The sequence below is a fragment of the Gordonia sp. L191 genome (assembly GCF_030077625.1).
In the GTDB taxonomy this organism is placed as follows: Bacteria; Actinomycetota; Actinomycetes; order Mycobacteriales; family Mycobacteriaceae; genus Gordonia; species Gordonia polyisoprenivorans_A.
Genome location: NZ_CP125996.1, coordinates 485,889 through 510,439 on the forward strand (window position 1 = coordinate 485,889; position 24,551 = coordinate 510,439).

Genomic DNA, 24,551 nt, shown 5'->3' on the forward strand with positions numbered 1-24,551 from the left:
GTGATCCACGTCGCATCCCGAGGATATGTCACAGGGTGTCACAACGCCAGAGGGACGAAGGTCCCCACGCTGACATCGGTCGGTGGGACGATGGGCGGATGGCATCCAGCGCAGAGCGGAGCGTCGCGGACACCTCGGGCGAGGTCGATCGCGGGGGACGGCCCGCCAGCACGAGTGCCCACGAACTCGCGGCGGCCGCACAACGCTTGTTTCTCCGCGACGGATTCGACGAGACGAGCGTCGAGGACATCGCTGCCGCGGTCGGCGTCAGCCGGCGCACCTTCTTCCGGTACTTCCCGACCAAGGCCGACGTGGTGTGGGTCGAATCCGACAAGGAACTCGACGAGTTCCGTCGTCTGCTCGCGGCGTCGGATTCGGAGACCGACCCGATCGACATCGTGGTCGAGGCGTTCATCTCGGTCGTCGATCACGGGCGTCATGAGGACGAATGGGCCCGCGGGCGAGCGCAATTGATCCTCGAGGTGCCCGCCGTGCAGGCTCGCGCCAGCGAGGTCTATCGCCAGTGGCGCGCGGTGATCGCCGAGTTCGTCGGCGATCGGAGCGAGATGTCGGCGACTGCGATCTATCCGACCGCAGTCGCCCACTCCATGGTGGCCGCGTCGGCCGCCGGGCATGAGCAGTGGATCGCGAATCCGGGTCGTGGTCTCCGGGCGAGCCTGGCCCCGATGTTCGCGCTGATGGTGCCTCGACGCCCCTGACCGGGCACCGCGGCAGTGGCCGTCAGCGCTTCTCGATGACCACGTTCTTCAGCGCGGGTGCGCCGTCGCGGTCGGCGACGCTCGCCGCGACCAGTAGCGACCGGCCCTCATCCCACACGTCGACGTCGATGGTCTCGCCCGGGAACACCACGCCGGCGAAGGTGGCCGAGTAGTCGGCCACAGAGGTCACGTCGCCGTCGAGGAGTGCGTCGACGACGGCTCGGCATACTGTCCCGTACGTGCAGAGCCCGTGCAAGATCGGTCGGGGAAACCCTGCACGAGAGGCGAATTCGGGATCGGAGTGCAGCGGGTTGCGGTCACCGCACAGGCGATAGAGCAGCGCCTGGTTGGGCAGCGTCGGTACCGACAGGCGCTGATCGGGTGCCCGATCGGGGTAGTCGAGCTTGGCGGAGTTGCCGCGGTCGCCGCCGAAACCGCCCTCGCCCTTGGCGAAGATGGACGAGCGCGCCGTCCACAGCGGTGTGCCGGCGTCGTCGACGGTGACCGATTCCTGGAGGATCACCGCAGCCGATCCCTTGTCCTGGATCTCGGCGATCGTGGTCCGGGTGGTGGCGTTGCCCGACGCGGGGATCGGGCGGTGCGCGGTGACCTGCTGGCTGCCGTGGACCACCTTGGCCAGGTCGATGTCGACACCGGGGAACGAGACCTTCGGCGCCTCGGTGGCATGGAAGGACGCCGCCACGGTAGCGAAGGAGGGCAACACCTTCGGGGCGGCGTCGTCGACGTAGGTCAGACCCGCGCGGTCCATCGGGTCGGCGGCCGCACCGACGGCCAGGTGATAGAGCGCGACGTCGGAGGCCGACCATTCGAAGCCGACCTCGGGTAGCTCGGCGCCCAGTGCCACGGACAGGTCGATCGGCATGGTCAGTTCTCCTCGCCGGCGGACGCCGATGTCGTTGCGGTATCCGGGATTCGGACGGCGGGGTGTTCGGCGCAGTCGAGTGCGGCGAGGTAGCCGAAGACCATCGCGGGTCCGATGGTGGCCCCTGGGCCGGCGTAGGTGTGGCCCATCACCGGTGCCGAGGTGTTGCCGGCCGCGTAGAGCCCGTCGATGACCGAACCGTCCGCGCGCAACGCCCGGGCGTGCGCGTCGGTGTCGATGCCGCCCTTGGTGCCCAGATCGCCGGGCACCATCTTCACCGCGTAGAACGGCGCCTTGTCGACCACCCCGAGACTCGGATTGGGCTTGTTGGTGATGTCGCCGTAGTAGTGGTCGTAGCCGCTGCGCCCACGCCCGAAGTCCTCGTCGGTGCCGCTGCGCGCGAAGCCGTTGAACCGATCGGTGGTGGCGCGCAATGCCTCCGCGGGAACCCCGATCTTCTCGGCCAAGGCTTCGACGGAGTCGGCCTTGACGACCACTCCGGACTCGAACCACTTCTTCGGAAGGGGTTGGCGCGCATTGATGCCGGCGAACAGGTACCGGTTGCGGCAGCGCTGGTCGAAGATGAGCCACGACGGGACGTTCTCGCCGGGGCCCTCGCCCTGTCCGAAGTCGCCACCGTACATCTGGTGCACCGCTTCGACATACGGCAGCGACTCGTTCATGAAGCGTTGTCCGCGTTCGTTGATCATGAAGGTGCCCGGGACGGCGCGCTCGGACAGTGCGAACCACGGTCCGCGCGGCAACGGGATGGTCGGGCCCCACCACGAGTCGTCCATCAGCGACACCGCGGCGCCGATCTTGACGCCCGCGTTGATGCCGTCGCCGGTGTTGGTCGGTGCACCGGTGGTCCACTCCGATCCGATGGGTTCGCGCTGATACTTCTTGCGCATCTCGGCGTTGTGCTCGAAGCCGCCGCACGCGAGGATGACACCGCGCTGCGCGTGCAGGCGGATACGCGTGCCTTCGTGTTCGGCGATCACCCCGACCACCCGGTCGTTCTCGGTGATCAGGTCGACCAGACCGGTCGACAGGCGCAGCGGCACGCCGGCTTTGCGGACCCCGAGCAGCAGCTCGGCGGCCAGTGCGGCGCCCATCGCGATGAGTTTCTTGCCGCGGCTGCGGGCCCAGAAGAACCGGGCGCCGACCTTGCCCATCCGCACCGGTCCGCGCCAGTGCCGTAGGCCCGTGTTGAGCCAGCGGTAATCCGATTGCAGCACAACCATGTTGAGCGGCGCCTTGGTGTACTGCGGATGCAGGGTCGACAGGTCATCGCCGAGGGCCCGGGCGTCGAAGGGCCGCGGTTCGACGCTGCGTCCGCCGAGGCGTCCGCCGGGGGCCTCGGGGTAGTAGTCGGAATAGTTCTTCACCCATTCGAGGTCGAGGGGAGCATGGGCCATCAGGAACTCCAACGCCTCGGGGCCGCGGTCGATGTAGGCGTCGATCTTCTCCGCGGGCGCGTGCTCACCGATGATCGCGTGGACGTACTGCCGGGCCGTCTCCTGGTCGTCGCGCACCCCGTCGCGCTTGAGCACCGGATTGCCCGGAATCCAGACGCCGCCGCCCGAGCGCGAGGTGGAACCGCCCCAGTACGCCGACTTCTCGATGATCACCGTCCGCAGGCCCTGCGCGGCCGCGGTGATGGCGGCACTCAGGCCCGCGGCACCGGCGCCGACGACGATGACGTCGTAGGTATCGTCCGCCTCCGGGCGGCCTGCGGGGGGAGTGGATGCCTGCTGTCCTGCTGGTTCGGTCGCGCCGGCCATGAATCGGTCCCTTCGTGCGCCGCGGGTGTAACGTGTTCTCATCTAAAAGTAGAACACGTTACAGATTCGCGGCGCCAGGGGTCGCGCTCGGCGGGGCGTGGTCGGCGTCGACGACGAGTTCCCACGGGTCGATCCCGTCGTCCAACGCACGTTCGGCAAGTGCCCGTGACCAGTACTTCTCGTCGCCGTGTCGGTCCCGCCAGGCCAGCAGCGCCATGGTGAATCGGCCGAGATGATGCTCCGAGGTGAATCCGATCGCGCCGTGAATCTGATGCGCTGCGGCGGCGACCTCCCGCGCGGTCGACGCGACGACGATCTTGGCCGCGGCGGTGGTGCCGGCGTGATCGGGGTTCCCGGCCATCTCGACGGCGTGCTCCACCGCGGCACGGGCCTGCGCGGTGAGCGCTGCCATCGACGCCAGACGTTGCTGGATGGCCTGGAACTTGGACAGCGGTCGGCCGAACTGGGTGCGTTGCGATGCGTGGCGCACCGTGGTCTCGACGATGGTGTCCGCGCAGGCGGACATGGCCACCGCATAGGCCAGCGCGCCGCGCAGGCGCAGTTCCGCCGAGTCGACCGGAGAGTCGGTGAGCCGTTCGACGACGACGGCGTCGAGAGCCACGTCGTCGACGGACGCCCCGAGCAGATCGGTGCCGTGGTAGAGCGTCAGGCCGGGTGCGGTTCGGGAGACCAGTGCCACCGAAGAGGCGACGTGCACGACGAGAACGTCGGCGTCGCAGGCGTGTACGACGCCGGGCAGCAACCCGTCGAGCGCCCATCCCTCGTCGGTGGAGCGCACGGAGGTGCTCTCGCCGCCCAGGGCGAGTGTCGCGGTGCGCCCGCCGAGGTCGAGTCCCGCGCGTGCGGCCAACCAGGCGGCCAGGACGGTGTGCTCGATGTGTGGGGTGAGTGCGCCGCTCGCCGCTGCCGCCGACACCACGGTGAGCGCATCGGTGAACTCGCCGCCGGAGCCACCGAGAGCCTCGTCGATGCCGACGCCGGTGAACCCCGCATCGGTCAGCGCCGCCCAGACCCCGGTGTCGATCGTGGTGGCCGGCCTCGTGGTGTCTGGGCCGACGCGCTCGATCACCGCGGTCACCGCCGCATGCAGCTGGGCGTCGCCGATCACCGCAATCCCATTCCTCTGGCCACGATTCCACGCAGGATCTCGTTGGTGCCGCCGCGAAGTGTGAAGGCGGGAGTGTGCAGCATCGCGGTCGCCAGCAGGGTGGCGAAGGGGTTCGCATCGCTGACCCGCGCCACGGTGTCCGAGGAGGATCGGATGGCCTCGACGACGTCACCCTCGAACTGCGAGCCGATGTCCTTGACCATCGCGGCCAACACATCGGGTGCGCCGCCGTCGGCGAGTTCGGCGGCCACCTGCAACGACATCCGGCGCAACGCCCACGCACGGGCGGTCAGCGTTCCGAGCGTGATCCGCTGCTCGTCGGACGCTCCGGCTCTGCGCAACTCGCCGGCCCACGCCCGCAACAGCGGCATCGTCGACAGGTATCGCTCCGGTCCGGAGCGTTCACAAGCCAACTCGCTCATCACTTGTTTCCATCCCGCGCCGCGTTCGCCGAGTAGTGCCCCGGTGCCGACGTTCGCGTCGTGGAAGATCACCTCGTTGAAGTGGGCGCCGCCGTCGATGCTGCGCAACGGGCGGATCTCGATGTCGGGGTGGGGGAGATCGACGATCAGCTGGGACAGTCCGGTCTGACGGTCGTCGGGTGTGCCGTCGGTGCGGGCCAACAACACCATCGCGTGCGCGACGTGCGCTCCGGTGGTCCACACCTTGGTGCCGCTGATCCGCCACGACCCGTCGTCGGTGCGCACCGCGCGGGTGCGTACCGAGGCGAGGTCGGAGCCGGCGTCGGGCTCACTCATGCCGATTGCGAAATAAGTTGTACCCGAGCATATTCCGGGGAGGTAGCGTTGCCGCTGGCGTTCGGTGCCGTGGGCGAGTATGCCCGGCGCCATCTGCCGGTCGGCGATCCAGTGCGCCGCGACCGGTGCCCCGGCGGCGAGGAGTTCTTCGGTGATGATGAATCGTTCGACTGCGCTGCGGCCGCGGCCACCGTACTGCTCGGGCATCGTCATGCCCAGCCAGCCGTGCCGGCCGAGGCGGGCACTGAACGCCGGGTCGAATCCGCTCATCCAGCTGTCGCACCCTGGGACGAAGGTGCCGGCATCGAGTTCTGCGGTCAGGAACTCACGCACCTCGTGGCGCAGCGTGTCGATACCCGCCTGGTCGGTGCCCACGGTCGAACGGTAGCACCGGGCCGGACCGAGGGATCCTCCCAGAAACCTGGAACATGTTCTAAACTAGAACACGTTCATTCCCCGGAAGTGAGGCTCTCATGGCGGTTGACCAGGCAATCCGCGAGCGGATCGCCGCTGATCTGTGGACCGCGGAGCGGACCGCGACGGCGATCGGCCGACCGACCGATGCCCATCCGGAACTCGATGTCGTCGACGCGTACGAGATCCAGTTGATCAACATTCGCAAGCGTCTCGACGCCGGTGCGAAGGTCGCCGGGCACAAGGTCGGGCTGGCGTCGGAGGCCATGCAGAAGATGATGAACGTCGACGAGCCCGACTACGGGCATCTGCTCGACGAGATGCAGTACCACGAGGCCACCCCGATCGACACCGCGACGCTGTGCTTCCCGCGGGTGGAGGTGGAGGTGGGGTTCATCCTGGGCAAGGATCTGCCCGGTGCGGGTTGCACCAACGACGACGTGATCGATGCCGTCGAGTGGGTGGTGCCATCGATCGAGTTGATCGATTCGCGGATCACCGATTGGCAGATCACGTTGTGCGACACCATCGCTGACAACGCGTCGTCGTGCGGGTGGATTCTCGGCACCGAGCGAGTGGCGATCACCGACATCGACACCGGTGACATCGACGCGGTGTTGCACCGCAACGGCGAGGTCGTCGCGAAGGGCAATTCCTCTGCGGTGCTGGGCCATCCGTTGAATGCGGTGAGCTGGCTGGCGCGCAAGGTGGAGTCTTTCGGGGTGCGACTACGCAAGGGGGATGTGATCCTGCCGGGCACCGCGACACGGGCGTTCGACGTCGGACCGGGTGATCACGTCGTCGCCGAGTTCGCCGGACTCGGCAGCGTCACCCTCGATTTCACCTGACCAACAACAGTTTTCGACAACACTCTCAGAGGAGGCGCAGGTGGCAGCCAAGCTGACCGCGGCGATCATCGGGTCGGGCAACATCGGTACCGACCTGATGTACAAGCTGGAACGATGCGAGGTGATCGCTCCCCGATGGATGGTCGGGATCGACGCCGACTCGGAGGGCATGAAGCGGGCCGCCGACCACGGGCTCATCACGATGAGTGGCGGCGCCGACGAGTTGCTCGCGTCGTCGGAGAAACCGGACCTGATCTTCGAGGCGACGTCGGCCTATGTGCACCGCGAGTATGCGCCGCGCTATGAGCAGGCGGGTATCACCGCGGTCGACCTGACGCCGGCGGCGGTGGGTCCGGCGGTGGTGCCGCCGGCCAATCTGCGCGAGCATCTCGACGCGCCGAACACCAACATGATCACCTGCGGTGGGCAGGCGACGATCCCGATGGTCCACGCGGTGTCGTCGGTGGTGCCGGTGCCCTACGCCGAGATCGTCGCATCGGTCGCGTCGGTGTCGGCAGGTCCGGGGACGAGGGCCAACATCGACGAGTTCACCCGGACCACGTCGAAGGGAATCGAGACGATCGGTGGTGCCGCCCGCGGCAAGGCGATCATCATCCTCAATCCGGCCGATCCGCCGATGATCATGCGCGACACCATCTTCTGCGCCATCCCCGACGACGCCGACACCGATGCCATCGCCGCGTCGATCCACAAGCGGGAAAAAGAGATCCAAGCCTACGTGCCCGGCTATCGACTGCTGCAGGACCCACAGTTCGATCCGCCGAGTGTGCTCAACGGCGGCCACGCCCGCGTCTCGATCTTCGTCGAGGTCGAGGGCGCCGGGGACTTCTTGCCGCCGTACGCCGGCAACCTCGACATCATGACCGCCGCGGCGACCAAGGTCGGCGAGGAAATCGCGAAGCAGAAGTTGGGAGTTTCGGCATGAGCACACCGACGACGGACCTGATGGCCAACGCCCGCAAGTACTCCGCGGATCTCGACATCCGCATCACCGATTCCTCATTGCGCGACGGAAGTCATCACAAGCGCCACCAGTTCACCACCGACGAGGTACGGGCGATCGTCGGTGCCCTCGACGACGCGGGTGTGCCGGTCATCGAGGTCACCCACGGTGACGGTCTCGGCGGATCGTCGTTCAACTACGGCTTCTCCAAAACCCCTGAACAGCAGCTGATCTCCGCGGCAGCCGAGACGGCCAAGCGGGCGAAGATCGCGTTCCTGATGCTGCCGGGTCTCGGTACCAAGGACGACATCCGGGCCGCGCAGGACAACGGTGGCCAGATCTGCCGCATCGCCACGCACTGCACCGAGGCCGACGTGTCGATCCAGCACTTCGGACTGGCCCGCGAACTCGGGCTCGAGACCGTCGGCTTCCTGATGATGAGCCACAGTCAGCCACCGGAAGTGCTTGCCGCCCAGGCGCGGATCATGGCCGACGCGGGCTGTCAGTGCGTCTACGTCGTCGACTCGGCAGGCGCGCTGGTGCTCGAGGATGTCACCGTCCGGGTGCAGGCGCTCGTCGCCGAACTCGGCGACGACGCGCAGGTCGGTTTCCACGGGCACGAGAATCTCGATATCGCCGTGGCCAATTCGATCAACGCGGTGCGCGCCGGAGCCCAGCAGATCGACGGGTCCATCCGGCGCTTCGGAGCCGGCGCCGGGAACACGCCCACCGAGGCGTTCGTCGGGGTGTGCGACAAACTCGGCATCACCACCGGCGTGGACTTCATGAAGATCGCCGACGCGGCGCAGGACGTGGTGCGCCCGGCGATGCCCTCGGAGTGCCTGGTCGACCGATCGGCGATGATGATGGGCTACGCGGGCTGCTACAGCTCGTTTCTCAAGCACGCCGAGGGTCACGCCGAACGCTACGGCGTCTCCGCCGCGGAGATCCTCATCGAGGCAGGCAACCGCAAACTCGTCGGCGGCCAGGAAGACCAACTCATCGACATCGCGCTCGAACTCAAGAAGAAGGCCGACGCCAACGCCGGTGTGTAGCGCGGCCTACATCCCGGCCGGCGGATGGCCGAGGCAGATCATCGCGCCGAACGGGTCGTTGATGACGGCGAGGGTGCCGTACGGGGTGTCCTCGCCGGGCATGACGATCTCGCCGCCGAGATCGGCTGCCTGTGCGACGGTCGCGGCGACGTCGTCGACGCAGATGTAGATCTGCCAGAACGACGGGGCGTCGCCGAACAGTCCGGTGGAGTCCATGACGCCGGCGTAGGCGGTCTCCCCGAAGAACAGTTGCGAGTAGCGCAGCGGCCCGCCGGGGGCGACCTCCTGACCGGTGTTGTCGATGACGGTGTCGGCGCGGGCGCCAACGGTCTCGGTGTAGAACGCGAGCGAGGCCGGGTAGTCGCGGGTGGCGAGTTCGAACCAGTAGGGCGCTCCGTGCACACCCCACTCGGTGAAACCATGATGCTGGTTGGGCTTCCAGAACCCGATGACGGCTCCGGCGTTGTCGACGGTGACCATCATGGTGCCCTCCTCGCCGACTGCCATGGGCGGCACCATGATCGAACCACCCGCGGCCTCGACGTTCTTGACGGTGGTCTTCGGGTCATCGGTACGCAGGTAGAGCGACCAGATGTTGGCCGGGCCACCACCTTCGGCCATGTACGGACTGAGCCCGGCGACGCGTTTGCCGTGCAGGGTGAAGTTCTGGTAGCCGCCGAACTCCTCGCGCGGTGGGCCCTCGACCTCCCAGCCGAACAGGCCCTGATAGAACTCGGCGGCCTTCGCCGGCTCGCTGCTCATCAGGTCGAACCAGATCGGTGCGCCCACGGGGGCGGAATATGCGGTCATGGTGAACTCCTGTTTCCGGTGACGATTGGTGACAAGGGTGAGACCTCCATCCTCGTCGAAACTCATCGGTGTCACGGCCGACCTGCCGATCTCGTGACGTGCGTGAGGAAGTCGCGTGCCGCACCGGCGCGCGGTTCGTCGCCGCCGATCCACACTGCTCGCAGGGCGCGTCGCAGATCGAGCCCGGACACCGGCACGGCGATCAGCCGACGACCGAGGTCGTCGCGTACGGACAGATCGGACACGACCGCCGGTCCGGCGCCGGCGATGACCGCCGAGCGCACCGCCGCGGTCGTCGACAATTCGAGCACCGGTTGCGCGCGGGCCACGTCGGGCTCGTGGGCTCCGGCCAGCATGGTGTCCAGGAAGAGTCTTGTCCCGGAACCGGATTCGCGGGTCACCAGCGGGGTGCGGGCCAACTCCTCGGAGCTCACCGCCGTGCGCCGACGCGCCCACGGATGCTCGGGCGGTACGACGAGCACCAGGGTGTCGTGGGCGACGACGCGACTGCGTACCCCGGGGGCCACCTGCGGGCCCTCGACGAAGCCGAGTTCGACGTCGCCGGCCCGGACCAATTCGCAGGCGTGCTCGGAGTTCGTCGCGGTGAACGACACCTTGGGTGCGTGCTCGACGCTCTGCCCGAACGACACCAACCATTGCGGAAGGAGATGTTCGGCGACCGTCAGACTGGCAGCCAGACGCAGTTCGTCGCGTCGTTCGCGACGTAGTGCGGCGAGCCCGGCGTCGAACTCCGAGGCCAGGCCGAGAAGCCGATCGGCCCACTCCGACACCAGGATTCCGGCCTCGGTGGGTGCGGTGCCGGTGGGGGACCGGGTCAGCAGTGAGATGCCGAGCGTGGCCTCCAACGCCCGCATCCGCGCCGATACGGCCTGCTGGGTGATCCCCAACTCACCCGCGGCGGCATTGAGGCTGCCGGTGGTGACCACCGCGAGCAGTGTCTCCAGCGAGGGCAGGTCGGGCATGCGCGGGCTCAACACCCTCCCAGGTTACAACCATCCGTTGTAACTGTTGCAGGGAATTGTCGTCTACCTGCCAAGACGTCGATCGGCGACCGTAGGTGCATGACGTTGCGCGAACCACCGGTCCGGACCCACTTCGCCCACGTGCCGCCGAATTGGTTCGCGACGGTGATGGGCACCGGCATTCTGCCGATCGCAGCGCACGGGCTGGGCCACGGCACACTGCTGAGCGCGCTGTCGATCGTGTTCTGGCTGCTCGCGTGCCTCGTCTACATCGGGGTGATCGCCGCGACCGTCATGCACTGGCGTCGCCATCGCGACGCCGCACGCGCCCACCTGCGGCACCCGGTGATCGCGCACTTTTACGGTGCCGTGCCGATGGCGACGCTGACCGTCGGCACGTCGACCCTGGTGGCCGGCGTCCACGTGATCGGGCCGAGCGCCGCGCTTGCCGTCGACATCGTGTGCTTCACCCTCGGCACGCTCGGCGGAGTCGCGACGGCACTGTTGATTCCGGCCCGCCACCTCCTCGGCCGAGCGGGCGACCCCGGAGGACCGAATCGGCCGGAATCGAACCGGCCGGAACCGTTCGGGGGTTGGCTGATGTCGGTGGTCCCGCCGATGGTGTCGGCATCGGCGGCCGCGGTGCTCGCCGGGGCGTTCGACGATCCGAGTGCACGCCGCGCGCTGCTGGTCATCGGGGTCGCGGCCTTCGTGTTCTCACTGGTCCTCGCCGCGCCGATCGCGGTCTCGGTGATCGGTTCCCTGATGACGCGCGGAACGGGCCCCGCCGGACTGGCACCGACGTGGTGGATCGTCCTCGGACCGCTCGGACAATCGGTGACCGCGGCGTGTCTGCTCGCGCACGTCGCGACCGGGGTGACCGGAACGGCCACCGCCGGAGTCCTCGGCGCCCTCGCCCACGACTACGCGCTCACGGTGTGGGCCGCGGCGGTGATCTGGATCGTCGTCGCCACCGTCATCACCGTGCGGTCGGTGCGCCGCGGTCTGCCGTTCGGTCTGACCTGGTGGTCGTTCACCTTTCCGCTGGGCACCTTCGTGACCGGGTCGTCGGCATTGGCGGCGACCACCGGGCACACGATGTTCGCGGTGGTCGCAGGTGTCGGGTTCGTCGCCCTGCTCCTGGCCTGGGGGATCGTCGCGACCCGTACCGTCGCCGGGATCGTCGACGGTGCCTTGCTCATCGCCCCCGCAGGAGCGCGTGGCACGCTGGGACGGTGAGCCTCGAAAGGATTCGGCCGTTCCTGTGGCCGGCGTTGGTGGTCGTTGGCCTGGCGATCGTGGGCTGCGCGCAAGCGAGCTGGGGTGCCTCCGATCAGGGGGCCCAACTTCAGGTGAGCGGGCTCGGTGGGGTCAGCGCCCGAGCGGCCGCGACCGCCGACGTCGAGGCGGCCTTCTCCGCCCACACCGAACGGCCGGCGTTGCTCACTCTTGTGTTCGGCATCGTCATCGCCCTGGCGGCGCTGCTGGGTTGGTGGAAGCCGTTTCGCCGCAACCCCATCGGTGTGCTTGCCGTGTCGGCGGTGATTGTGGCGGCGGGGGTGGCGACGATCGTCGTGGCCGCGATGGTGATCGCCGACCCGGCGGGGCACCTGTTCGACGCTGCGGTCAACGATGCCATCGACGCGCCGGGCCCGCTGTTGTCGCCGGCATGGGGCGTGATCGCCACCCTGATCCTCGCGGTGCTGAGCGTGGTGCTCGCACCGCTCACCAGTATCCGTCGGGGTCGGATTCGGGAGACTGCGCCGGGATGATCCCCTCGGCGACACCGTGATCGATACTCGCCGAGAGTCGCGGACACGTCCGCATCATCGCCGGGTTGCCGCCGATCAGCCGGATCTCCTCGAGCTCGTCGCAGCGCGCCCGGGCGCTGGGGTTCCACTGCACGCTGGTGTGGTGCGGACTGGTCTTCTTGACCATCACACAGGCGTGGCAGGACCGGCATTCGATCTCCGTCATACCGCCGCGCAGGTAGTGGTCGCGGTCGCGGGCGGTGGCCTCGTGAACCCGGGCGAGGAGTTGCGGGTCGTCGGTGTGGTCGGGAGCCTTTGCCCAGCCCGCGCGGGTCATCGGTTCAGACCCGCGACTCGGCCGTCTCGGCGGCCGAGTCGGCCTGTTGCGCTTCGAGTTCCTCGCGGCGCCGAATGTTCTCCTGCACTTCGATGTTCCAGCTCTCGACGGCCTTGGTGGTGTCGATCTCGTACTCGAAGCGTTGGGTCATCTCGTCGGTGACCTCGGCCTTGTCGACGTAGAACTGCTCGTACCAGCGACGCAGCTGATAGACCGGTCCGTCCTCCTCGACGAGGAGTGGATTGTCGATGCGTGTCTTGTGCTTCCAGATCTCGACGTCCTGCAGGAATCCGACCTCGATGCCCGCGGTGATCTTCTGGGCCATCTTGTCGGCCTGTTCGGGTGAGAGGCCCTCGGGGATCTTGGCCATCACGCCGTACATGAGGACGAATGAATTGGCGTCGATGGGGTAGTGGCAGTTGGTGAGGATGGTCTCGATGGCGTAGCCGCCGTAGTACTGCACCATCGGATTCAGCATGTACGAGGGCCCGTAATAGGCCGCGATCGACTCCAGGCGGGTGTCGCCGTAGGCGGTGCCCAACGAGATGTCTGGGCGCCCATGGGAATTCATGTATTGTGTGGCGGTCTCACCCTCGAAGACGTTCTTGAAGTAGTCGGGGAGTGCGAAGTGCACGTAGAAGAAGTGCGCCATGTCGACGACGTTGTCGATGATCTCGCGGCAGTTGGAACCCTCGATGACGATCCGATTCCACGTCCACGCGGTCCACTCGTCGCTGTCGACCTCCGACAGCTCCGGGATGATGATTTCCTCCGGGGGAGGATTGCCTTCCGGGTCGTTGTAGACGAACACCTGCCCGTTGCGAACCATGGTCGGCCACGCCCGGGTCTTGGCGAGCTTCGGGTTGCGCTTGGCGTAGGGAACACCGGCGCAGCGTCCGTTGCCCTTCCACAGCCAGCCGTGGAACGGGCAGGCGACGTTGTCGCCCTTGATGCTGCCCTGTGACAGATCGCCACCCATGTGTCGGCAGTAGGCGTCGAGCACCTGGATGTGGCCCGACGTGTCGGTCCAGACGACGAGCTTGGTGCCGAAGATCTGCACCGAGTGCGGCTTGCCGTCGGCGAACTCGCCCACCAGGCCCAGGCAGTGCCATCCGCGGGCGAAGCGGGTCGGCGGGGTACCGGTGTCGATCTCCCGCACGCCCGGATCGGCCGCGTCGGCGGCCGAGGTTGCGTTCGGGGTGCCTGTGCTCACAGCCATTGGCGATCTCTCCCATCGTGGCGCTGCATGCGAATCGCGTACAGCCGATACTAGAACATGTTACAAAAATAGCAGTGGGCCGAGGCCGATGAACCCGGATACGGGCAGGAAATGGGCACAAAGTCCCAGTACTCGACATAAATGAGAACGTGTTCTAGTCTTGGAATCGGTACGCGTCACACTGGTGCTGGTGGGGGGACGAGCACACGAGAAGACACACAGTGAAGAGAACAGGGATGGGTGAGATGCCAGCACGAGAGAGCGATCCGAGCCAGCGCAGCAAGGCCGGGACGCAGGTCCTGGAGAAGATCAATGCGCTGCTGCCCGAACTCGAGCAGCGTGCGCAGCAGACCGAGGATCTGCGCCGGATTCCCGACGAGACGGTCTCCAGCCTCGAGAGCGCGGGCTTCTTCCGGCTCGTGCAGCCCGAGCAGTGGGGCGGTTATCAGGTCGATCCGGTGACCTTCTACGAGGCCGTTCGGCGCCTGTCGACGGCGTGCGGGTCCACCGGCTGGGTGTCGGGGATCATCGGAATCCACAACTGGCATCTCGCGCTCTTCGACCAGCAGGCGCAGGAGGACGTGTGGGGCAACGACACCACGGTCCGCATCTCCTCGTCGTACGCCCCGATGGGGATGGGCGAGGTCGTCGACGGCGGATACAAGGTCAACGGCAACTGGGCGTTCTCGTCGGGATGCGAGATCGCCGACTGGACCTTCGTCGGTGGTCCGGTCATCAAGCGCGGCAAGCCCGTCGACTTCGTCAGCTTCTTGCTGCCCCGCTCGGACTACACCATCAAGGACGTGTGGAATGTGGTCGGGCTCAAGGGCACCGGCTCCAACACCATCGAGGTCAAGGACGCCTTCGTCCCGACCCACCGCGTGCTGTCGATGCGCACCATGGCCGAATACCGCAGTCCCGGCCTCGAGCGAAACACCGCGCCGGTCTTCAAGATGCCGTGGGGCACCATTCATCCCAGTGTGATCTCGACGCCAATCATAGGAATGGCCTACGGCGCCTACCATTCGCACGTCGAACATCAGGGCAAGCGCGTTCGCGCCGCCTACGCGGGGGAGAAGTCCAAGGACGATCCGTTCGCCAAGGTCCGGATCGCCGGCGCCGCCAGCGACATCGACGCCGCCTGGCGTCAGGTGTCGGGCAACCTGCAGGCCGAATACGACCTCATCCTCGCCGGCGAGGAGATCCCGATGGAGTTGCGGCTGGCCGCCCGGCGCGATCAGGTGCGCGCCACCGGCCGCGCGATCGAGTCGATCGACAGTCTCTTCGAGAACTCGGGTGCCGGTGCGCTGAACGTGGATTCGCCGATCCAGCGGTTCTGGCGCGACGCACACGCCGGACGCGTCCACGCCGCCAACGACCCCGAGCGCGCCTACGTCGCATTCGGTAACGGGGAGTTCGGAATTCCCGTCGGCGACACCATGGTCTGATCCACGCCGATCTGATTCACGCCGATCCGGTGGACAGCACACGCGAGGACAGGAGCACCCAGCACATGACCGACAGTCCCATCCGTTCCCTGGGGTACATGCGCATCGAGGCGACCGACGTCGACGCCTGGCGCGAGTACGGCCTGAAGGTTCTCGGCATGGTCGAGGGCGCCGGTACCGTCGACGGCGCGCTCTACCTGCGGATGGACGACTTCCCGGCTCGCCTGGTGATCGTGCCGGGCGAGCACGACCGGCTCGCGTCCTCCGGCTGGGAATGCGCCAATGCGTCCGCGCTCCAAGACGTCCGAGATCGTTTGTCGGCGACCGGCGTCGTCTATCGCGAGGCCAAGGACACCGAACTGCTCGAGCGGCAGGTCGTCGAGATGATCGTGTTCACCGACCCGGCCGGCAACACCATCGAGGCGTTTCACGGTGTGGCACTGCAGCATCGACGAATCGTCAGCCCGTACGGCCACCGCTTCGTCACCGGTGAGCAGGGCCTCGGGCATGTGGTGCTCACCTGTGACGACGACAAAGCTGCGCTGGAGTTCTACCGCGACGTCCTCGGCTTCTCGCTGCGCGATTCGATGCGACTGCCACCGCAGGCCGTCGGCCGCGAAGAGGGCGACGAGGTGCCGTGGCTGCGCTTCCTCGGCTGCAATCCACGACATCACTCGCTGGCGTTCCTGCCGATCCCCAATTCGACGGGCATCGTGCATCTCATGGTCGAGGTCGAGAACTCCGACGACGTGGGGCTGTGCCTCGACCGGGCGCTGCGCCGCAAGGTGAAGATGTCGGCGACCCTCGGCCGGCACGTCAACGACCTCATGCTCTCCTTCTACATGAAGACACCCGGCGGATTCGACGTCGAATTCGGTTGTGAGGGAAGAACCGTCGCCGACGACGACTGGATCGCCCGGGAGAGCACCGCGGTCAGCCTGTGGGGACATGACTTCACCGTCGGATTCTCCCAGTAGCGACGAGTCGGCCATGAGCACCCATACCCCCTACGGCTCCGCCGATTTCGACTCCCGACAGTTCCGCACCGCGATGGGGCAGTTCTGCACCGGGGTCACCGTGATCTCCACGCTCACCGCCGACGACCAGCCGGCCGGATTCGCCTGCCAGTCGTTCGCGGCGCTGTCCCTCGACCCGCCGCTGGTGCTGTTCTGCCCGCAGAAGACCTCACGAACGTGGTCGGTGATCGAGCAGCGGGGTGCCTTTTGTGTCAACGTGCTCTCGAATCGTCAGCAGGACGTGAGCGCGAATTTCGGTGCGCCGCGCGAGGACAAGTTCTCCGGCGTCGTCTGGGACCCCTCGCCCGCGGGGCTGCCGGTCATCCGGCACTGCCTGACCTGGGCGGAGTGCACCATCGAACAGGTCGCCGACGGTGGTGATCACCACATCGTCATCGGCCGCGCCCGGACGCTGGGAGAGGTGTTGCAGGACAAGCCGTTACTGTTCTACCGAGGCGGATACCTCTCCACCGAGCACCCGCGCGTGACACCCGCACAGGCCGAACTCGAGAACTTCCTGACCTGGACCGGAGGGGACACCTGGCTATGAGTGCACCGAGCATCACGATCGCCGAACAGGCCACCAAGCCGTTCACCGATGCCATCGCCGAGGCCGAGAAGCTGATCCGCTCAGCGGAATTCGTGAGCAGCGAACAAGATCTGGCCGAGGGGCTCGACTATCTCGCCGGCAGTATCTCGGCGATCGGTCACCTGGTCCGTACCCGCAACCTCACCCATCCGGTGTTCGTCGCCTCGACCGGGCCATACACCAAGATGGGCCTGGACAACCCCGACACCCTCTACTACCACGCCGACATCGACCCCGCAGGCACCTACCGGGTCTGGGGGCGGCGGGGCACCACCGCCGACCTGAGTTTCCAACTGCTGCGCGGGGATTACACCCCCGACGCGGTCCCGGGCGGTGACGACGCCTTCGACGACCGGCGCATCACCATTGCCGACGACGGTTCCTTCGAGATCGTCTTCCGCCCCGCGGGCAGCGCACCGGGCGGCGCGGACGAGTTCGTCCTCCCCGACGGCGCCACCACACTGTCGGTGCGTGAGGTCTACTCCGACTGGGTCCAGCGCAAGGGTGCCATCGCCATCGAACGCGTCGACACGAGCGGAACCGCGCCCACCGAACCGGATCTCGAACGGGTGACCCGTCGCTACCGGACTGCGGCCAAGATGTTGACCGCGCGCATCAACACCTGGTTCAACTTTCCCAAGTGGTTCTACCTCGACGAGCCGGTGAACACCTTCACCCCGCCGCGGCTGACACCCGGTGGGCTGGCCACCCAGTTCTCGTCGGTCGGCCACTATCGTCTCGCCCCCGACGAGGCGATCCTCGTCACCGTCCCGAAGTCCGAGGCGCCCTACCAGGGATTCCAGCTCGGCAGCCTCTGGTACATCTCACTGGACTACGTGCACCACCAGACGAGCCTGAATTCTGCTCAGGCACAAGCCGATCCCGACGGGATGATCCGCATGGTGATCTCCCACACCGATCCGCACATCACCAACTGGATCGAGACCACCGGGCGCGAACGCGGGATCATGCAGTTCCGCTGGCAGCGGACCGAGCGACCGATCACCCCGGAGCAGGGCCCGACGGCACAGGTCATCGACGTCGGCGACGTGGCGGCGCATTTACCGTATCTCGAGCACAACCGGGTCGACGCGGACGGCTGGGCGCAGCGAATAGCACAGCGGCAGCGAGGCTTTGCCGGGAGGATGCTCACATGAGTGACGGACTACTGGCCGGCAAGGTCGTCGTCGTGTCGGGCGTCGGGCCCGGGCTCGGACGCTCGATCTGTGTTCGGGCCGCGGCTGCCGGAGCGAGTGTGGTGCTCGCGGCTCGGACCGAATCCAGGCTCAAGGAGGTGGCCGCCGAACTCGACACACCCACGCTCGTCGTACCGACCGACATCACCGACGACGACGCCGTCGACGCACTGGTGAGCGCCGCCGTCGGCGAGTTCGGTGGCGTCGATGTGCTGGTGAACAACGCGTTCGCGCTGCCGTCGATGAAACCCCTGGCCCGCACCGACTTCGACCAGATCACCGCGAGTCTGGACCTGACCGTGCTCGGTACCCTGCGCGTGATCAAGGCCTTCACCGACGCCCTTGCCGAGCGGGACGGGTCGATCGTCAACATCAACTCGATGGTGATCCGCCATTCCGAGCCCCGCTACGGCAGTTACAAGCTGGCGAAGTCGGCGGTGCTCGCGATGTCGCAGACCCTGGCCACCGAGCTGGGGGACAAGGGGATTCGGATCAACTCGGTGGCGCCCGGCTACATCTGGGACGACCAGCTGAAGTGGTACTTCGGCGAAGTGGCCAAGAAGTACGGCATCACCCCCGAGCAGGTGTACGAGCAGACGGCGGGCCGCTCCGATCTCCATCGGCTACCCGAGCCGGATGAGATCGCCGACGCGGTGGTCTTCCTCGCCTCGCCGATGGCCCGCGCCATCACCGGTCACACCCTCGACGTGAATTGCGGTGAATACCATGACTAGATCGACGCTGACGACGGTGGGTACCGTCGACGACCTCCACGAATCAGCCATGCGGGCAACCGGTCTGGATGATTTCGGCGATGACGGGTACCGGGAGGCGCTGGCGATCCTGCTCACCTCGTACGCCGAGGAAGCCGGGCTCACCGAACTCGGTAGCAAGATGTTCCGGTTCTTCCTCAAGGGGGCGCTGGTGGCGCGGCTGCTGAGCGAGGCGTCGTGGAAAGCCAACCCCGGCTACGTCGACGTGCCGATCACCCGGCCGATCTTTGTCACCGGGCTGCCACGGACCGGGACCACCGCGCTGCATCGGCTGCTCACCGCCGATCCCGCCCATCAGGGCCTCGAGATGTGGTTGTGCGACGTTCCGCAGCCACGCCCGCCGCGCGAGACGTGGTCGGACAACCCGGTGTTCACGCAGATCAATGCGGGCTTCGCCCAACACCACGTGGAGAACCCGGAGTTCTTGGGACTGCACTACATGGATGCGGCCGAGGTCGAGGAATGCTGGCAGTTGTTGCGGCAGAGCATGATGTCGATCTCCTACGAGTCACTGGCGTACCTGCCCACTTATTCGCGCTGGCTCGCCGGCCAAGACTGGACGCCGGCGTACGCCCGACACAAACGCAACCTGGCGCTCATCGGCTCCAACGATCCCGAAAAGCGCTGGGTACTCAAGAATCCCAGCCACCTGTTCGCCTTGGATGCGCTGATGGCCACCTATCCCGATGCGCTGGTGATCCAGACACATCGGGCGCCGGAAACGATCATCGCCTCCATGTGCAGCCTCGCCGAACATGCCACTGCGGGGTGGTCGACGACCTTCGTCGGCGAGCGGATCGGCGCCTCACAGCTCGAACTGTGGTCGCGTGGCCTGCGCGAATTCTCGAGTGCCCGACAGCGATACGACCCCGCACAGTTCGTCGACGTCGAATTCGGCGAATTGCGGGCAGACCCGTTCGGCGTCGTCGACCGCGTGTACGCGGCATTGGGGGCATCGGTGTCCGACGAGGCACGAGCGGCGATGCGGGTACTCGACGAGGAGAGCCGTTCGGGTGCGCGAGCACCCCGCCACTCCTACCAGCTGTCCGACTACGGTCTCGACGAGGACACCGTGACAACCGCTTTCACATCCTGATCGCTTGCGCCCGGGCGGTCGATCACCGCCGTCAGACGCCGGTCCGGCGGCTGGGGTCCGCGTGGCTGCAGCAGATCGGCGAGTGCGGTGCGCAGGCATTCGGTGAGCAGCCGGCTGTCGGTGACGGCCGCGGGATCGCAGTTCACGCCGAGGAAGACGCCGCCGGCGTAGGACATGAGTCCCACGTTGACCGCGGCCCCCGACTTGGGTGCGAACGGGATGAGCTTGGTGACCTCGGCGCCCGCGGTGTAGACCGACATCGGTGGGCCCGGGACGTTCGTCGCCGCGACGTCGACCCCCTTCATCAAGGATCCCGCGATCGAGGTGGTCAGCGGGGCCGGTAACGAGGCGAGCAGTTGGTAGACGACGGTCGAGGCGCGCAGTGCCGGATCGTGTTGGGCCCGCCGCACCACGGGCTCGATCCGTCGGAGCAGGCCAGCGATGTCGGCGGGTTCGGCCGGCATCACGAAACGTGCGGGGAACCAATGATTCCCGGCTGCCGCGTCCGCGTCGGTACGCACACTGACCGGCATGTTGACCCGGACCCGGCGCAGTTGCTCGCCCAACGCGAGGTGATAGTCGCGCGGCGCTGCGGTCACCACCGCCAGGAAACAGGTGTTGAGCGTGGTGTCGTGCCGACGCGCGGCGGCCTTGAGGGCATCGAGGGGTACCTCCACCACCGAGAAGTCCACCGACAGCGAGCGATCCGACATCAAGGTGGACAGCGGGCGGCCCTGGGGTGCGAGCATCCGAATCGTCGACGCCGCGGTGTCGACGGCCTGCCGGGTCAGACCCACGGGGTCGGCGACAGCGGTCTTGGCGGTCGTGAACGCCAGTCGTGCGAGCCGGGCGGTGTCGTCGGCGGCGGCACGGACCTCGAACCCCACAGCCTGCTCGACCCGATGGATCAGGCTCGACGGTTCGGCGGTGGGCATCATCGGCATGTCACCGGGTTCCGGTGCGTCGCGGGTGAGGTCGAACAGCGAGGCGGCCATCGCCAGACCACCGATGCCGTCGGTGATGCAGTGGTGGATCTTCACGATCAGGGCCGCCTGATCGTCGGCGAGACCGGTGATGATCGCGGCCTCCCACAGCGGGCGCGCGCGGTCGAAGTCGGCCTCGCTCATCCGCTCTGCGAAGTCGAGGATCTCGACGAGCGCTTCGCGTTCGCCCGGTGCGCGCCGCCACCGCAGGTGGAATCCGGCGTCGAAATGTGGATCGACCTCCCAGCGCGGCGGAGCCAGCGACATCGGATTGCCGACGGCTTGCTGACGTAGGCGCGGTTGGAGGCGGGTCAGTCGTTCGGTGCGGTCGGTCACCCGCTCGAGGTCAGGCGCGGTCGAGCATCGCGACGAGCGTGATCGACGACCGCAGCAGTGGGTCGTCCTCGATGCCGAACATCACCGCGTCGAATGCGCCCATTCTGGGATCGAGGCCAACCATGTGCGTATTGTGCGACAGTCATCCTTGCCGGTGCCACGAATTGCGCGAGGTCGGCGATCGTCGGCGGGCCATCGGACCTAGGGTTGATCCCATGTCCGAGAAGTACGACCGCCGTACCGACGAGGGGTTCCGTCGACTGATCGCCTTCACCGATGCCGTCGTCGCGATCGCGTTGACGTTGCTCGTGCTGCCGCTCGTCGACATCATCCACGACGTCGCCCAGGATCCGACGGTGGGGCAGGTGTTCGACGAGCATTCCGACGAGATCACCAGCTTCCTGATCAGCTTCGTCGTGATCTGGGTGTTGTGGCGCAACCACCATGGCACCTTCGAGTACTTCAAGAACTACGACCGGGTGATCTTCAACCTCCATCTGCCGTGGCTGCTGACCGTCGTGGTGCTGCCCTTCGTCACCGCGCTGATCAGTGGGAACACCATCAAAGGGGCCAGCGCCTTCTACATGGCGGTGTTGTGGCTGTCGATCGCGTCGGTGATGGTGATGTCGATGTGGGGCCGCCGGCACCGCGAACTGCTCCACACCGGCGACGACGTCGACGCCTGGCTGGCCCGGCTACCCGACTTCGGGACGCTGATCCTGCTGACCGTCGCGATCGTGATCACGCTGGTGGTGCCGCCTTCGGGGCTGTATTCACTTCTGCTGCTGTTCGCGGTCGGTCCCGTCAACGCCGTGATCGAACGGTGGGTCGGTCGGGGAAAGCCCGCCTGAGCTGCACCGGCGGGGTCTTCCCGGTCGTCGAGGTGTGACGAGCCGCCAGGCGAGGAGCCTCGAGACGTGGTGCGGTGGTGCTGGTTCTCAACCGTGTCACCGACCCGGATCATCCACCGGGTAGTCGTCGAACACGGTCTTCCAATACTGCTCCGGAAGCTCGACGCCACGGCGGAGAACGATCGCCAGGCCGGTGGCCATGGCGATACCCAGTATCCCCAGCCACAGGCCGCCGAGTGCGAGCGCCACGAGCGCGATGGTGTGCAACACCGGCCACCCGTCGAGCAGAAGAAGGATCGGCGCGAACAACAGGCTCACCACGATGTAGGACGACGAGCCGAAGCGGTCGCTGCGCATGATCATCCGCAGCCACCGGGGAACGTCGATGTCGGGGGAGGTGTTGGAATCGGCGGTGGCGGTCATGTCGGGCTCCTCTCGTCGGTTCCATTCCACTGTTCGCGGGGTTGCGTGGTCAATGACCTTGGAGGTCATGGTTGCCACCACCGAGCTGATCGTTCGTCTCGATGAGCACTAGACGTTCAGGCGCAACCGTTTCACCATGTCGGCAACCACCTCGTGCGGTTGGCCGAACAGCTGGGAACTCGATTGCGCGCGTTTGAAGTACAGCTGGATGTCGTGTTCCCAGGTGATGCCGATGCCCCCGTGGATCTGGATGGCGTCGCCGGCGACGCTCGTGTAGGCCTCCGAGCAGTGGACGCGGGCGGCCGCCGCGAGTTCTGCGGCGTCGACCGAACCGGCGGCGAGTGCCTCGACCGCGGCGTGGGAGATCGCGCGAGATGTCGCCACGTGTGCATACATGTCGGCCATCCGGTGTTTGAGTGCCTGGAACGATCCGATGGCGCGGCCGAACTGGTTGCGCTCCTTGCTGTATCCGACTGTCAGATCGAGGGCACGGGCGGCGCCACCGACCTGCTCCGCCGACATCAGAGCCCAGGCCGCGGTCCGGATCGCGTCCACTGCTCCGGCGCCGGCGGTGATCGTCTCGGCCGGTACATCGTCGAAAGTGACCGATGCGAGCGGACGTGTCGGGTCGAGTAGTGGTTGCGGAGTGATCGTTACGCCTTCGGCACGGGCGTCTACGTCGTGGACGGTGAGTCCGGCGTCGGTGCCGGCAATGACGAGCAGATGATCGGCGGACTCCGCATCAAGGACGTAATGGGCTGTGCCCGAGAGCAGTCCGGCCTCCGCGCGGACACCGGACGACGACCACCCCGACGGTGCCGCCCAACACAGCGCGACGATCGACGTCCCCGCGGCGATCGCGGGCAGCAACCGCTCCGAGGCCGCATCATCACCGGCGGCCAGCAGCGCGGCGCTCGCGAGCGCCGCCGAGAACACCGGCACCACCGACAGCGCGCCGCCGAGTTCCTCGAGCACCACTGCGGTCTCGAGGAAGCTCGCTCCGGCGCCACCGAACTCCTCGGGAATCGGCAGTGCCGTGACACCGATCTCCGTCGACAGCGTCTGCCACAACCCCCGGTCGATGCGTGGTGTTGTTGTCATCGATGCACGCAGCGCGGCAGAACCGCCCCGCTGCGTGAGCAACGCGGCAATCGACTCCCGCAAGGCCCTTCGTTCCTCGGCGGAGATGGATTCGCGCACAGTCGGTTCGGTGGTCACAACGTCTCCAGGATTCGCGCCCGATGCGCGGCGGGGGTACCCCAGGCGCCGATCAGGGCGCGGGCCTTGGTCAGATACAGGGAGAGATCGTGCTCGGCGGTGTACCCGATCGCCCCGAGCACCTGCAGAGCCTGACGCGACGCCAGGTACGCCGCATCGGCGGCGGCCACTTTCGCCGCGGAGATGTCGCGGCCCACATCGGTGCCCTCCGGGGCTCCGCCGTCGATGCCGACGGCCGCGCCGTGAATCAGCGGCCGTGCCATCTCCAACGCGATGGCGACATCGGCCAGGTGGTGCTTGACGGCCTGGAAGGAGCCGATGGCGCGACCGAACTGCTTGCGTGCCACCGCGTACTCCGACGCGATCGACAGCATCCGATCACCCAGGCCGAGTAACTGGGCGGCGGTGGCCAGCGCGCCGAGATCGGCTGCGGCGGTGCCGTTCACCTCGGTGGCGACCGGATCGACCGCGCTCACCTCGGAGACGGTGCGGGCCGGGTCCACCGTGCGGTGGGTGGCGGTGATCTGCGCCGTGGACAAGGTGCCGTCGGCGAGGAGGTACACCTGTGACGCGGCCTCGGCGTCAGCGGCGCGAGGCGTCCGCGGCGCCGCCGCCACCGACACCAGCCGACCACCGGCGATGGCGCCGAGGTCGTCGGCGGCATCGGTGCCGGCGATCAGAGTCGGTGCGACGGCCACTGTTTCGGCCAGGGGTCCGGGAACGCCGTGCCGGCCCAGAACCTCGGCGACGACCACCATCTCGACCGCTCCCGCGCCGGCACCGCCATGTTCGTCGTCGATGAGGAGCCCGAGGACACCGATCTCGGCGAGTTGGCCGAAGACCTTGGCGGCCGGCGCCCGGTCGCTGGCGGCCCATGCGCGGGCGACGGCGGGACTGTCGGCCTTGGTCAGCAGCGCATCCACGCTGGAGGCGAGGTCGTTGTGGTATTCGGCGAGCAGGAAGTCCAT

At 67.2% G+C, this 24,551-nt stretch carries 25 protein-coding genes; 13 read left to right on the top strand and 12 right to left on the bottom strand.

Features of this window, described 5'->3' with window-relative positions; genetic code table 11:
* Window positions 1-98 precede the first annotated feature (98 nt).
* The gene (locus QNM97_RS02305) at window positions 99-719 is read left to right on the top strand and encodes an acyl-CoA-like ligand-binding transcription factor (RefSeq protein ID WP_283821418.1); all 621 of its coding nucleotides are present in this window, start codon (window positions 99-101) and stop codon (window positions 717-719) included.
* A 22-nt stretch (window positions 720-741) separates the two neighbouring features.
* Here QNM97_RS02305 and chsH3 read toward each other — a convergent pair whose 3' ends face one another.
* From chsH3 to QNM97_RS02325, 4 genes are read right to left on the bottom strand one after another with little or no spacing between them, the layout of a single operon-like run.
* Complete coding sequence (gene chsH3 / locus QNM97_RS02310; RefSeq protein ID WP_283821419.1) at window positions 742-1,602, bottom strand: enoyl-CoA hydratase ChsH3; 861 nt, start codon at window positions 1,600-1,602, stop codon at window positions 742-744.
* Between the two features lie 2 nt (window positions 1,603-1,604).
* A complete protein-coding gene (gene kstD, locus QNM97_RS02315) occupies window positions 1,605-3,386 on the bottom strand; it encodes a 3-oxosteroid 1-dehydrogenase (protein ID WP_283821420.1) in 1,782 nt (593 codons plus the stop codon).
* A 58-nt stretch (window positions 3,387-3,444) separates the two neighbouring features.
* On the bottom strand, window positions 3,445-4,515 hold the full coding sequence (locus tag QNM97_RS02320; protein WP_283821421.1) for an acyl-CoA dehydrogenase family protein: 1,071 nt from the start codon (window positions 4,513-4,515) through the stop codon (window positions 3,445-3,447).
* Window positions 4,512-5,648, bottom strand: a complete 1,137-nt coding sequence (locus QNM97_RS02325; protein ID WP_283821422.1) for an acyl-CoA dehydrogenase family protein — start codon at window positions 5,646-5,648, stop codon at window positions 4,512-4,514. Before QNM97_RS02325 ends, QNM97_RS02320 begins: the two co-directional genes overlap by 4 nt.
* Before the next feature lie 98 nt (window positions 5,649-5,746).
* On the opposite strand from QNM97_RS02325, the gene QNM97_RS02330 reads away from it, so the two are divergent.
* Genes QNM97_RS02330 through dmpG form a run of 3 tightly spaced genes read left to right on the top strand, consistent with a single transcriptional unit; the run spans window position 5,747 to window position 8,554 of the window.
* Window positions 5,747-6,535 carry a 2-keto-4-pentenoate hydratase gene (locus QNM97_RS02330; protein ID WP_006369791.1) on the top strand — a complete coding sequence of 263 codons (789 nt, stop codon included), beginning with the start codon at window positions 5,747-5,749 and terminating at the stop codon, window positions 6,533-6,535.
* 40 nt (window positions 6,536-6,575) lie between these two features.
* Window positions 6,576-7,481 (top strand): acetaldehyde dehydrogenase (acetylating), encoded by a 906-nt coding sequence (locus QNM97_RS02335; protein ID WP_283821423.1) that lies wholly within the window; start codon window positions 6,576-6,578, stop codon window positions 7,479-7,481.
* Window positions 7,478-8,554 carry a 4-hydroxy-2-oxovalerate aldolase gene (gene dmpG, locus QNM97_RS02340; RefSeq protein ID WP_020170128.1) on the top strand — a complete coding sequence of 359 codons (1,077 nt, stop codon included), beginning with the start codon at window positions 7,478-7,480 and terminating at the stop codon, window positions 8,552-8,554. The genes QNM97_RS02335 and dmpG overlap by 4 nt, the downstream gene beginning before the upstream one ends.
* 6 nt (window positions 8,555-8,560) lie before the next feature.
* Here the strand turns inward: dmpG and QNM97_RS02345 are convergent, their stop codons facing one another.
* Together QNM97_RS02345 and QNM97_RS02350 are read right to left on the bottom strand one after the other, a co-directional pair.
* The gene (locus QNM97_RS02345) at window positions 8,561-9,364 is read right to left on the bottom strand and encodes a VOC family protein (RefSeq protein ID WP_283821424.1); all 804 of its coding nucleotides are present in this window, start codon (window positions 9,362-9,364) and stop codon (window positions 8,561-8,563) included.
* A gap of 71 nt (window positions 9,365-9,435) precedes the next feature.
* Window positions 9,436-10,347 carry a LysR family transcriptional regulator gene (locus QNM97_RS02350; protein ID WP_283823073.1) on the bottom strand — a complete coding sequence of 304 codons (912 nt, stop codon included), beginning with the start codon at window positions 10,345-10,347 and terminating at the stop codon, window positions 9,436-9,438.
* A gap of 99 nt (window positions 10,348-10,446) precedes the next feature.
* Between QNM97_RS02350 and QNM97_RS02355 the strand changes: the two genes are divergently transcribed.
* A complete protein-coding gene (locus QNM97_RS02355) occupies window positions 10,447-11,586 on the top strand; it encodes a TDT family transporter (RefSeq protein WP_283821425.1) in 1,140 nt (379 codons plus the stop codon).
* Window positions 11,583-12,119 (top strand): hypothetical protein, encoded by a 537-nt coding sequence (locus QNM97_RS02360; protein WP_283821426.1) that lies wholly within the window; start codon window positions 11,583-11,585, stop codon window positions 12,117-12,119. The genes QNM97_RS02355 and QNM97_RS02360 overlap by 4 nt, the downstream gene beginning before the upstream one ends.
* On the opposite strand, the gene QNM97_RS02365 is transcribed toward QNM97_RS02360, so the two are convergent.
* Both QNM97_RS02365 and QNM97_RS02370 read right to left on the bottom strand, forming a co-directional pair.
* Window positions 12,073-12,435: a hypothetical protein gene (locus QNM97_RS02365; protein WP_283821427.1), complete on the bottom strand. Its 363-nt coding sequence runs from the start codon at window positions 12,433-12,435 to the stop codon at window positions 12,073-12,075. The two genes, QNM97_RS02360 and QNM97_RS02365, sit on opposite strands and share 47 nt — an antisense overlap.
* A 4-nt stretch (window positions 12,436-12,439) precedes the next feature.
* Window positions 12,440-13,654, bottom strand: coding sequence for a 3-ketosteroid-9-alpha-monooxygenase, oxygenase component (locus QNM97_RS02370; RefSeq protein WP_283821428.1), 1,215 nt, complete (start codon window positions 13,652-13,654; stop codon window positions 12,440-12,442).
* A gap of 236 nt (window positions 13,655-13,890) precedes the next feature.
* On the opposite strand from QNM97_RS02370, the gene hsaA reads away from it, so the two are divergent.
* From hsaA to QNM97_RS02400, 6 genes are all read left to right on the top strand, one after another.
* Window positions 13,891-15,102, top strand: coding sequence for a 3-hydroxy-9,10-secoandrosta-1,3,5(10)-triene-9,17-dione monooxygenase oxygenase subunit (gene hsaA / locus QNM97_RS02375; RefSeq protein WP_283821429.1), 1,212 nt, complete (start codon window positions 13,891-13,893; stop codon window positions 15,100-15,102).
* A gap of 65 nt (window positions 15,103-15,167) precedes the next feature.
* Entirely contained in the window at window positions 15,168-16,079 is a 912-nt protein-coding gene (hsaC, locus tag QNM97_RS02380; protein WP_283821430.1) for an iron-dependent extradiol dioxygenase HsaC, read from the top strand.
* A 13-nt stretch (window positions 16,080-16,092) separates the two neighbouring features.
* Window positions 16,093-16,668 carry a 3-hydroxy-9,10-secoandrosta-1,3,5(10)-triene-9,17-dione monooxygenase reductase subunit gene (gene hsaB, locus QNM97_RS02385; protein WP_283821431.1) on the top strand — a complete coding sequence of 192 codons (576 nt, stop codon included), beginning with the start codon at window positions 16,093-16,095 and terminating at the stop codon, window positions 16,666-16,668.
* The gene (locus QNM97_RS02390; RefSeq protein WP_283821432.1) at window positions 16,665-17,864 is read left to right on the top strand and encodes a hypothetical protein; all 1,200 of its coding nucleotides are present in this window, start codon (window positions 16,665-16,667) and stop codon (window positions 17,862-17,864) included. Before hsaB ends, QNM97_RS02390 begins: the two co-directional genes overlap by 4 nt.
* Window positions 17,861-18,637, top strand: coding sequence for an SDR family oxidoreductase (locus QNM97_RS02395; protein ID WP_283821433.1), 777 nt, complete (start codon window positions 17,861-17,863; stop codon window positions 18,635-18,637). The genes QNM97_RS02390 and QNM97_RS02395 overlap by 4 nt, the downstream gene beginning before the upstream one ends.
* Window positions 18,630-19,772, top strand: coding sequence for a sulfotransferase family protein (locus tag QNM97_RS02400; RefSeq protein WP_283821434.1), 1,143 nt, complete (start codon window positions 18,630-18,632; stop codon window positions 19,770-19,772). Before QNM97_RS02395 ends, QNM97_RS02400 begins: the two co-directional genes overlap by 8 nt.
* Here the strand turns inward: QNM97_RS02400 and QNM97_RS02405 are convergent.
* Window positions 19,727-21,091, bottom strand: a complete 1,365-nt coding sequence (locus tag QNM97_RS02405) for a wax ester/triacylglycerol synthase domain-containing protein (protein WP_283821435.1) — start codon at window positions 21,089-21,091, stop codon at window positions 19,727-19,729. The two genes, QNM97_RS02400 and QNM97_RS02405, sit on opposite strands and share 46 nt — an antisense overlap.
* Before the next feature lie 215 nt (window positions 21,092-21,306).
* Between QNM97_RS02405 and QNM97_RS02410 the strand changes: the two genes are divergently transcribed.
* Entirely contained in the window at window positions 21,307-21,942 is a 636-nt protein-coding gene (locus QNM97_RS02410) for a TMEM175 family protein (protein WP_283821436.1), read from the top strand.
* Window positions 21,943-22,038: 96 nt separating this feature from the next.
* On the opposite strand, the gene QNM97_RS02415 is transcribed toward QNM97_RS02410, so the two are convergent.
* From QNM97_RS02415 to QNM97_RS02425, 3 genes are all read right to left on the bottom strand, one after another.
* Window positions 22,039-22,365 carry a hypothetical protein gene (locus tag QNM97_RS02415; RefSeq protein ID WP_283821437.1) on the bottom strand — a complete coding sequence of 109 codons (327 nt, stop codon included), beginning with the start codon at window positions 22,363-22,365 and terminating at the stop codon, window positions 22,039-22,041.
* Between the two features lie 108 nt (window positions 22,366-22,473).
* Complete coding sequence (locus QNM97_RS02420; protein ID WP_283821438.1) at window positions 22,474-23,583, bottom strand: acyl-CoA dehydrogenase family protein; 1,110 nt, start codon at window positions 23,581-23,583, stop codon at window positions 22,474-22,476.
* Window positions 23,580-24,551, bottom strand: coding sequence for an acyl-CoA dehydrogenase family protein (locus QNM97_RS02425; protein WP_283821439.1), 972 nt, complete (start codon window positions 24,549-24,551; stop codon window positions 23,580-23,582). Before QNM97_RS02425 ends, QNM97_RS02420 begins: the two co-directional genes overlap by 4 nt.

What these genes read in the sequence shown, in the direction of transcription:
- QNM97_RS02305 (WP_283821418.1), top strand. Translation starts at nt 99, where the DNA reads ATGGCATCCAGCGCAGAGCGGAGCGTCGCGGACACCTCGGGCGAGGTC.
- chsH3 (WP_283821419.1), bottom strand. Translation starts at nt 1,602, where the DNA reads ATGCCGATCGACCTGTCCGTGGCACTGGGCGCCGAGCTACCCGAGGTC.
- kstD (WP_283821420.1), bottom strand. Translation starts at nt 3,386, where the DNA reads ATGGCCGGCGCGACCGAACCAGCAGGACAGCAGGCATCCACTCCCCCC.
- QNM97_RS02330 (WP_006369791.1), top strand. Translation starts at nt 5,747, where the DNA reads ATGGCGGTTGACCAGGCAATCCGCGAGCGGATCGCCGCTGATCTGTGG.
- dmpG (WP_020170128.1), top strand. Translation starts at nt 7,478, where the DNA reads ATGAGCACACCGACGACGGACCTGATGGCCAACGCCCGCAAGTACTCC.
- QNM97_RS02345 (WP_283821424.1), bottom strand. Translation starts at nt 9,364, where the DNA reads ATGACCGCATATTCCGCCCCCGTGGGCGCACCGATCTGGTTCGACCTG.
- QNM97_RS02350 (WP_283823073.1), bottom strand. Translation starts at nt 10,347, where the DNA reads ATGCCCGACCTGCCCTCGCTGGAGACACTGCTCGCGGTGGTCACCACC.
- QNM97_RS02355 (WP_283821425.1), top strand. Translation starts at nt 10,447, where the DNA reads ATGACGTTGCGCGAACCACCGGTCCGGACCCACTTCGCCCACGTGCCG.
- QNM97_RS02365 (WP_283821427.1), bottom strand. Translation starts at nt 12,435, where the DNA reads ATGACCCGCGCGGGCTGGGCAAAGGCTCCCGACCACACCGACGACCCG.
- QNM97_RS02370 (WP_283821428.1), bottom strand. Translation starts at nt 13,654, where the DNA reads ATGGCTGTGAGCACAGGCACCCCGAACGCAACCTCGGCCGCCGACGCG.
- hsaA (WP_283821429.1), top strand. Translation starts at nt 13,891, where the DNA reads ATGGGTGAGATGCCAGCACGAGAGAGCGATCCGAGCCAGCGCAGCAAG.
- hsaC (WP_283821430.1), top strand. Translation starts at nt 15,168, where the DNA reads ATGACCGACAGTCCCATCCGTTCCCTGGGGTACATGCGCATCGAGGCG.
- hsaB (WP_283821431.1), top strand. Translation starts at nt 16,093, where the DNA reads ATGAGCACCCATACCCCCTACGGCTCCGCCGATTTCGACTCCCGACAG.
- QNM97_RS02390 (WP_283821432.1), top strand. Translation starts at nt 16,665, where the DNA reads ATGAGTGCACCGAGCATCACGATCGCCGAACAGGCCACCAAGCCGTTC.
- QNM97_RS02395 (WP_283821433.1), top strand. Translation starts at nt 17,861, where the DNA reads ATGAGTGACGGACTACTGGCCGGCAAGGTCGTCGTCGTGTCGGGCGTC.
- QNM97_RS02400 (WP_283821434.1), top strand. Translation starts at nt 18,630, where the DNA reads ATGACTAGATCGACGCTGACGACGGTGGGTACCGTCGACGACCTCCAC.
- QNM97_RS02410 (WP_283821436.1), top strand. Translation starts at nt 21,307, where the DNA reads ATGTCCGAGAAGTACGACCGCCGTACCGACGAGGGGTTCCGTCGACTG.
- QNM97_RS02415 (WP_283821437.1), bottom strand. Translation starts at nt 22,365, where the DNA reads ATGACCGCCACCGCCGATTCCAACACCTCCCCCGACATCGACGTTCCC.
- QNM97_RS02425 (WP_283821439.1), bottom strand. Translation starts at nt 24,551, where the DNA reads ATGGACTTCCTGCTCGCCGAATACCACAACGACCTCGCCTCCAGCGTG.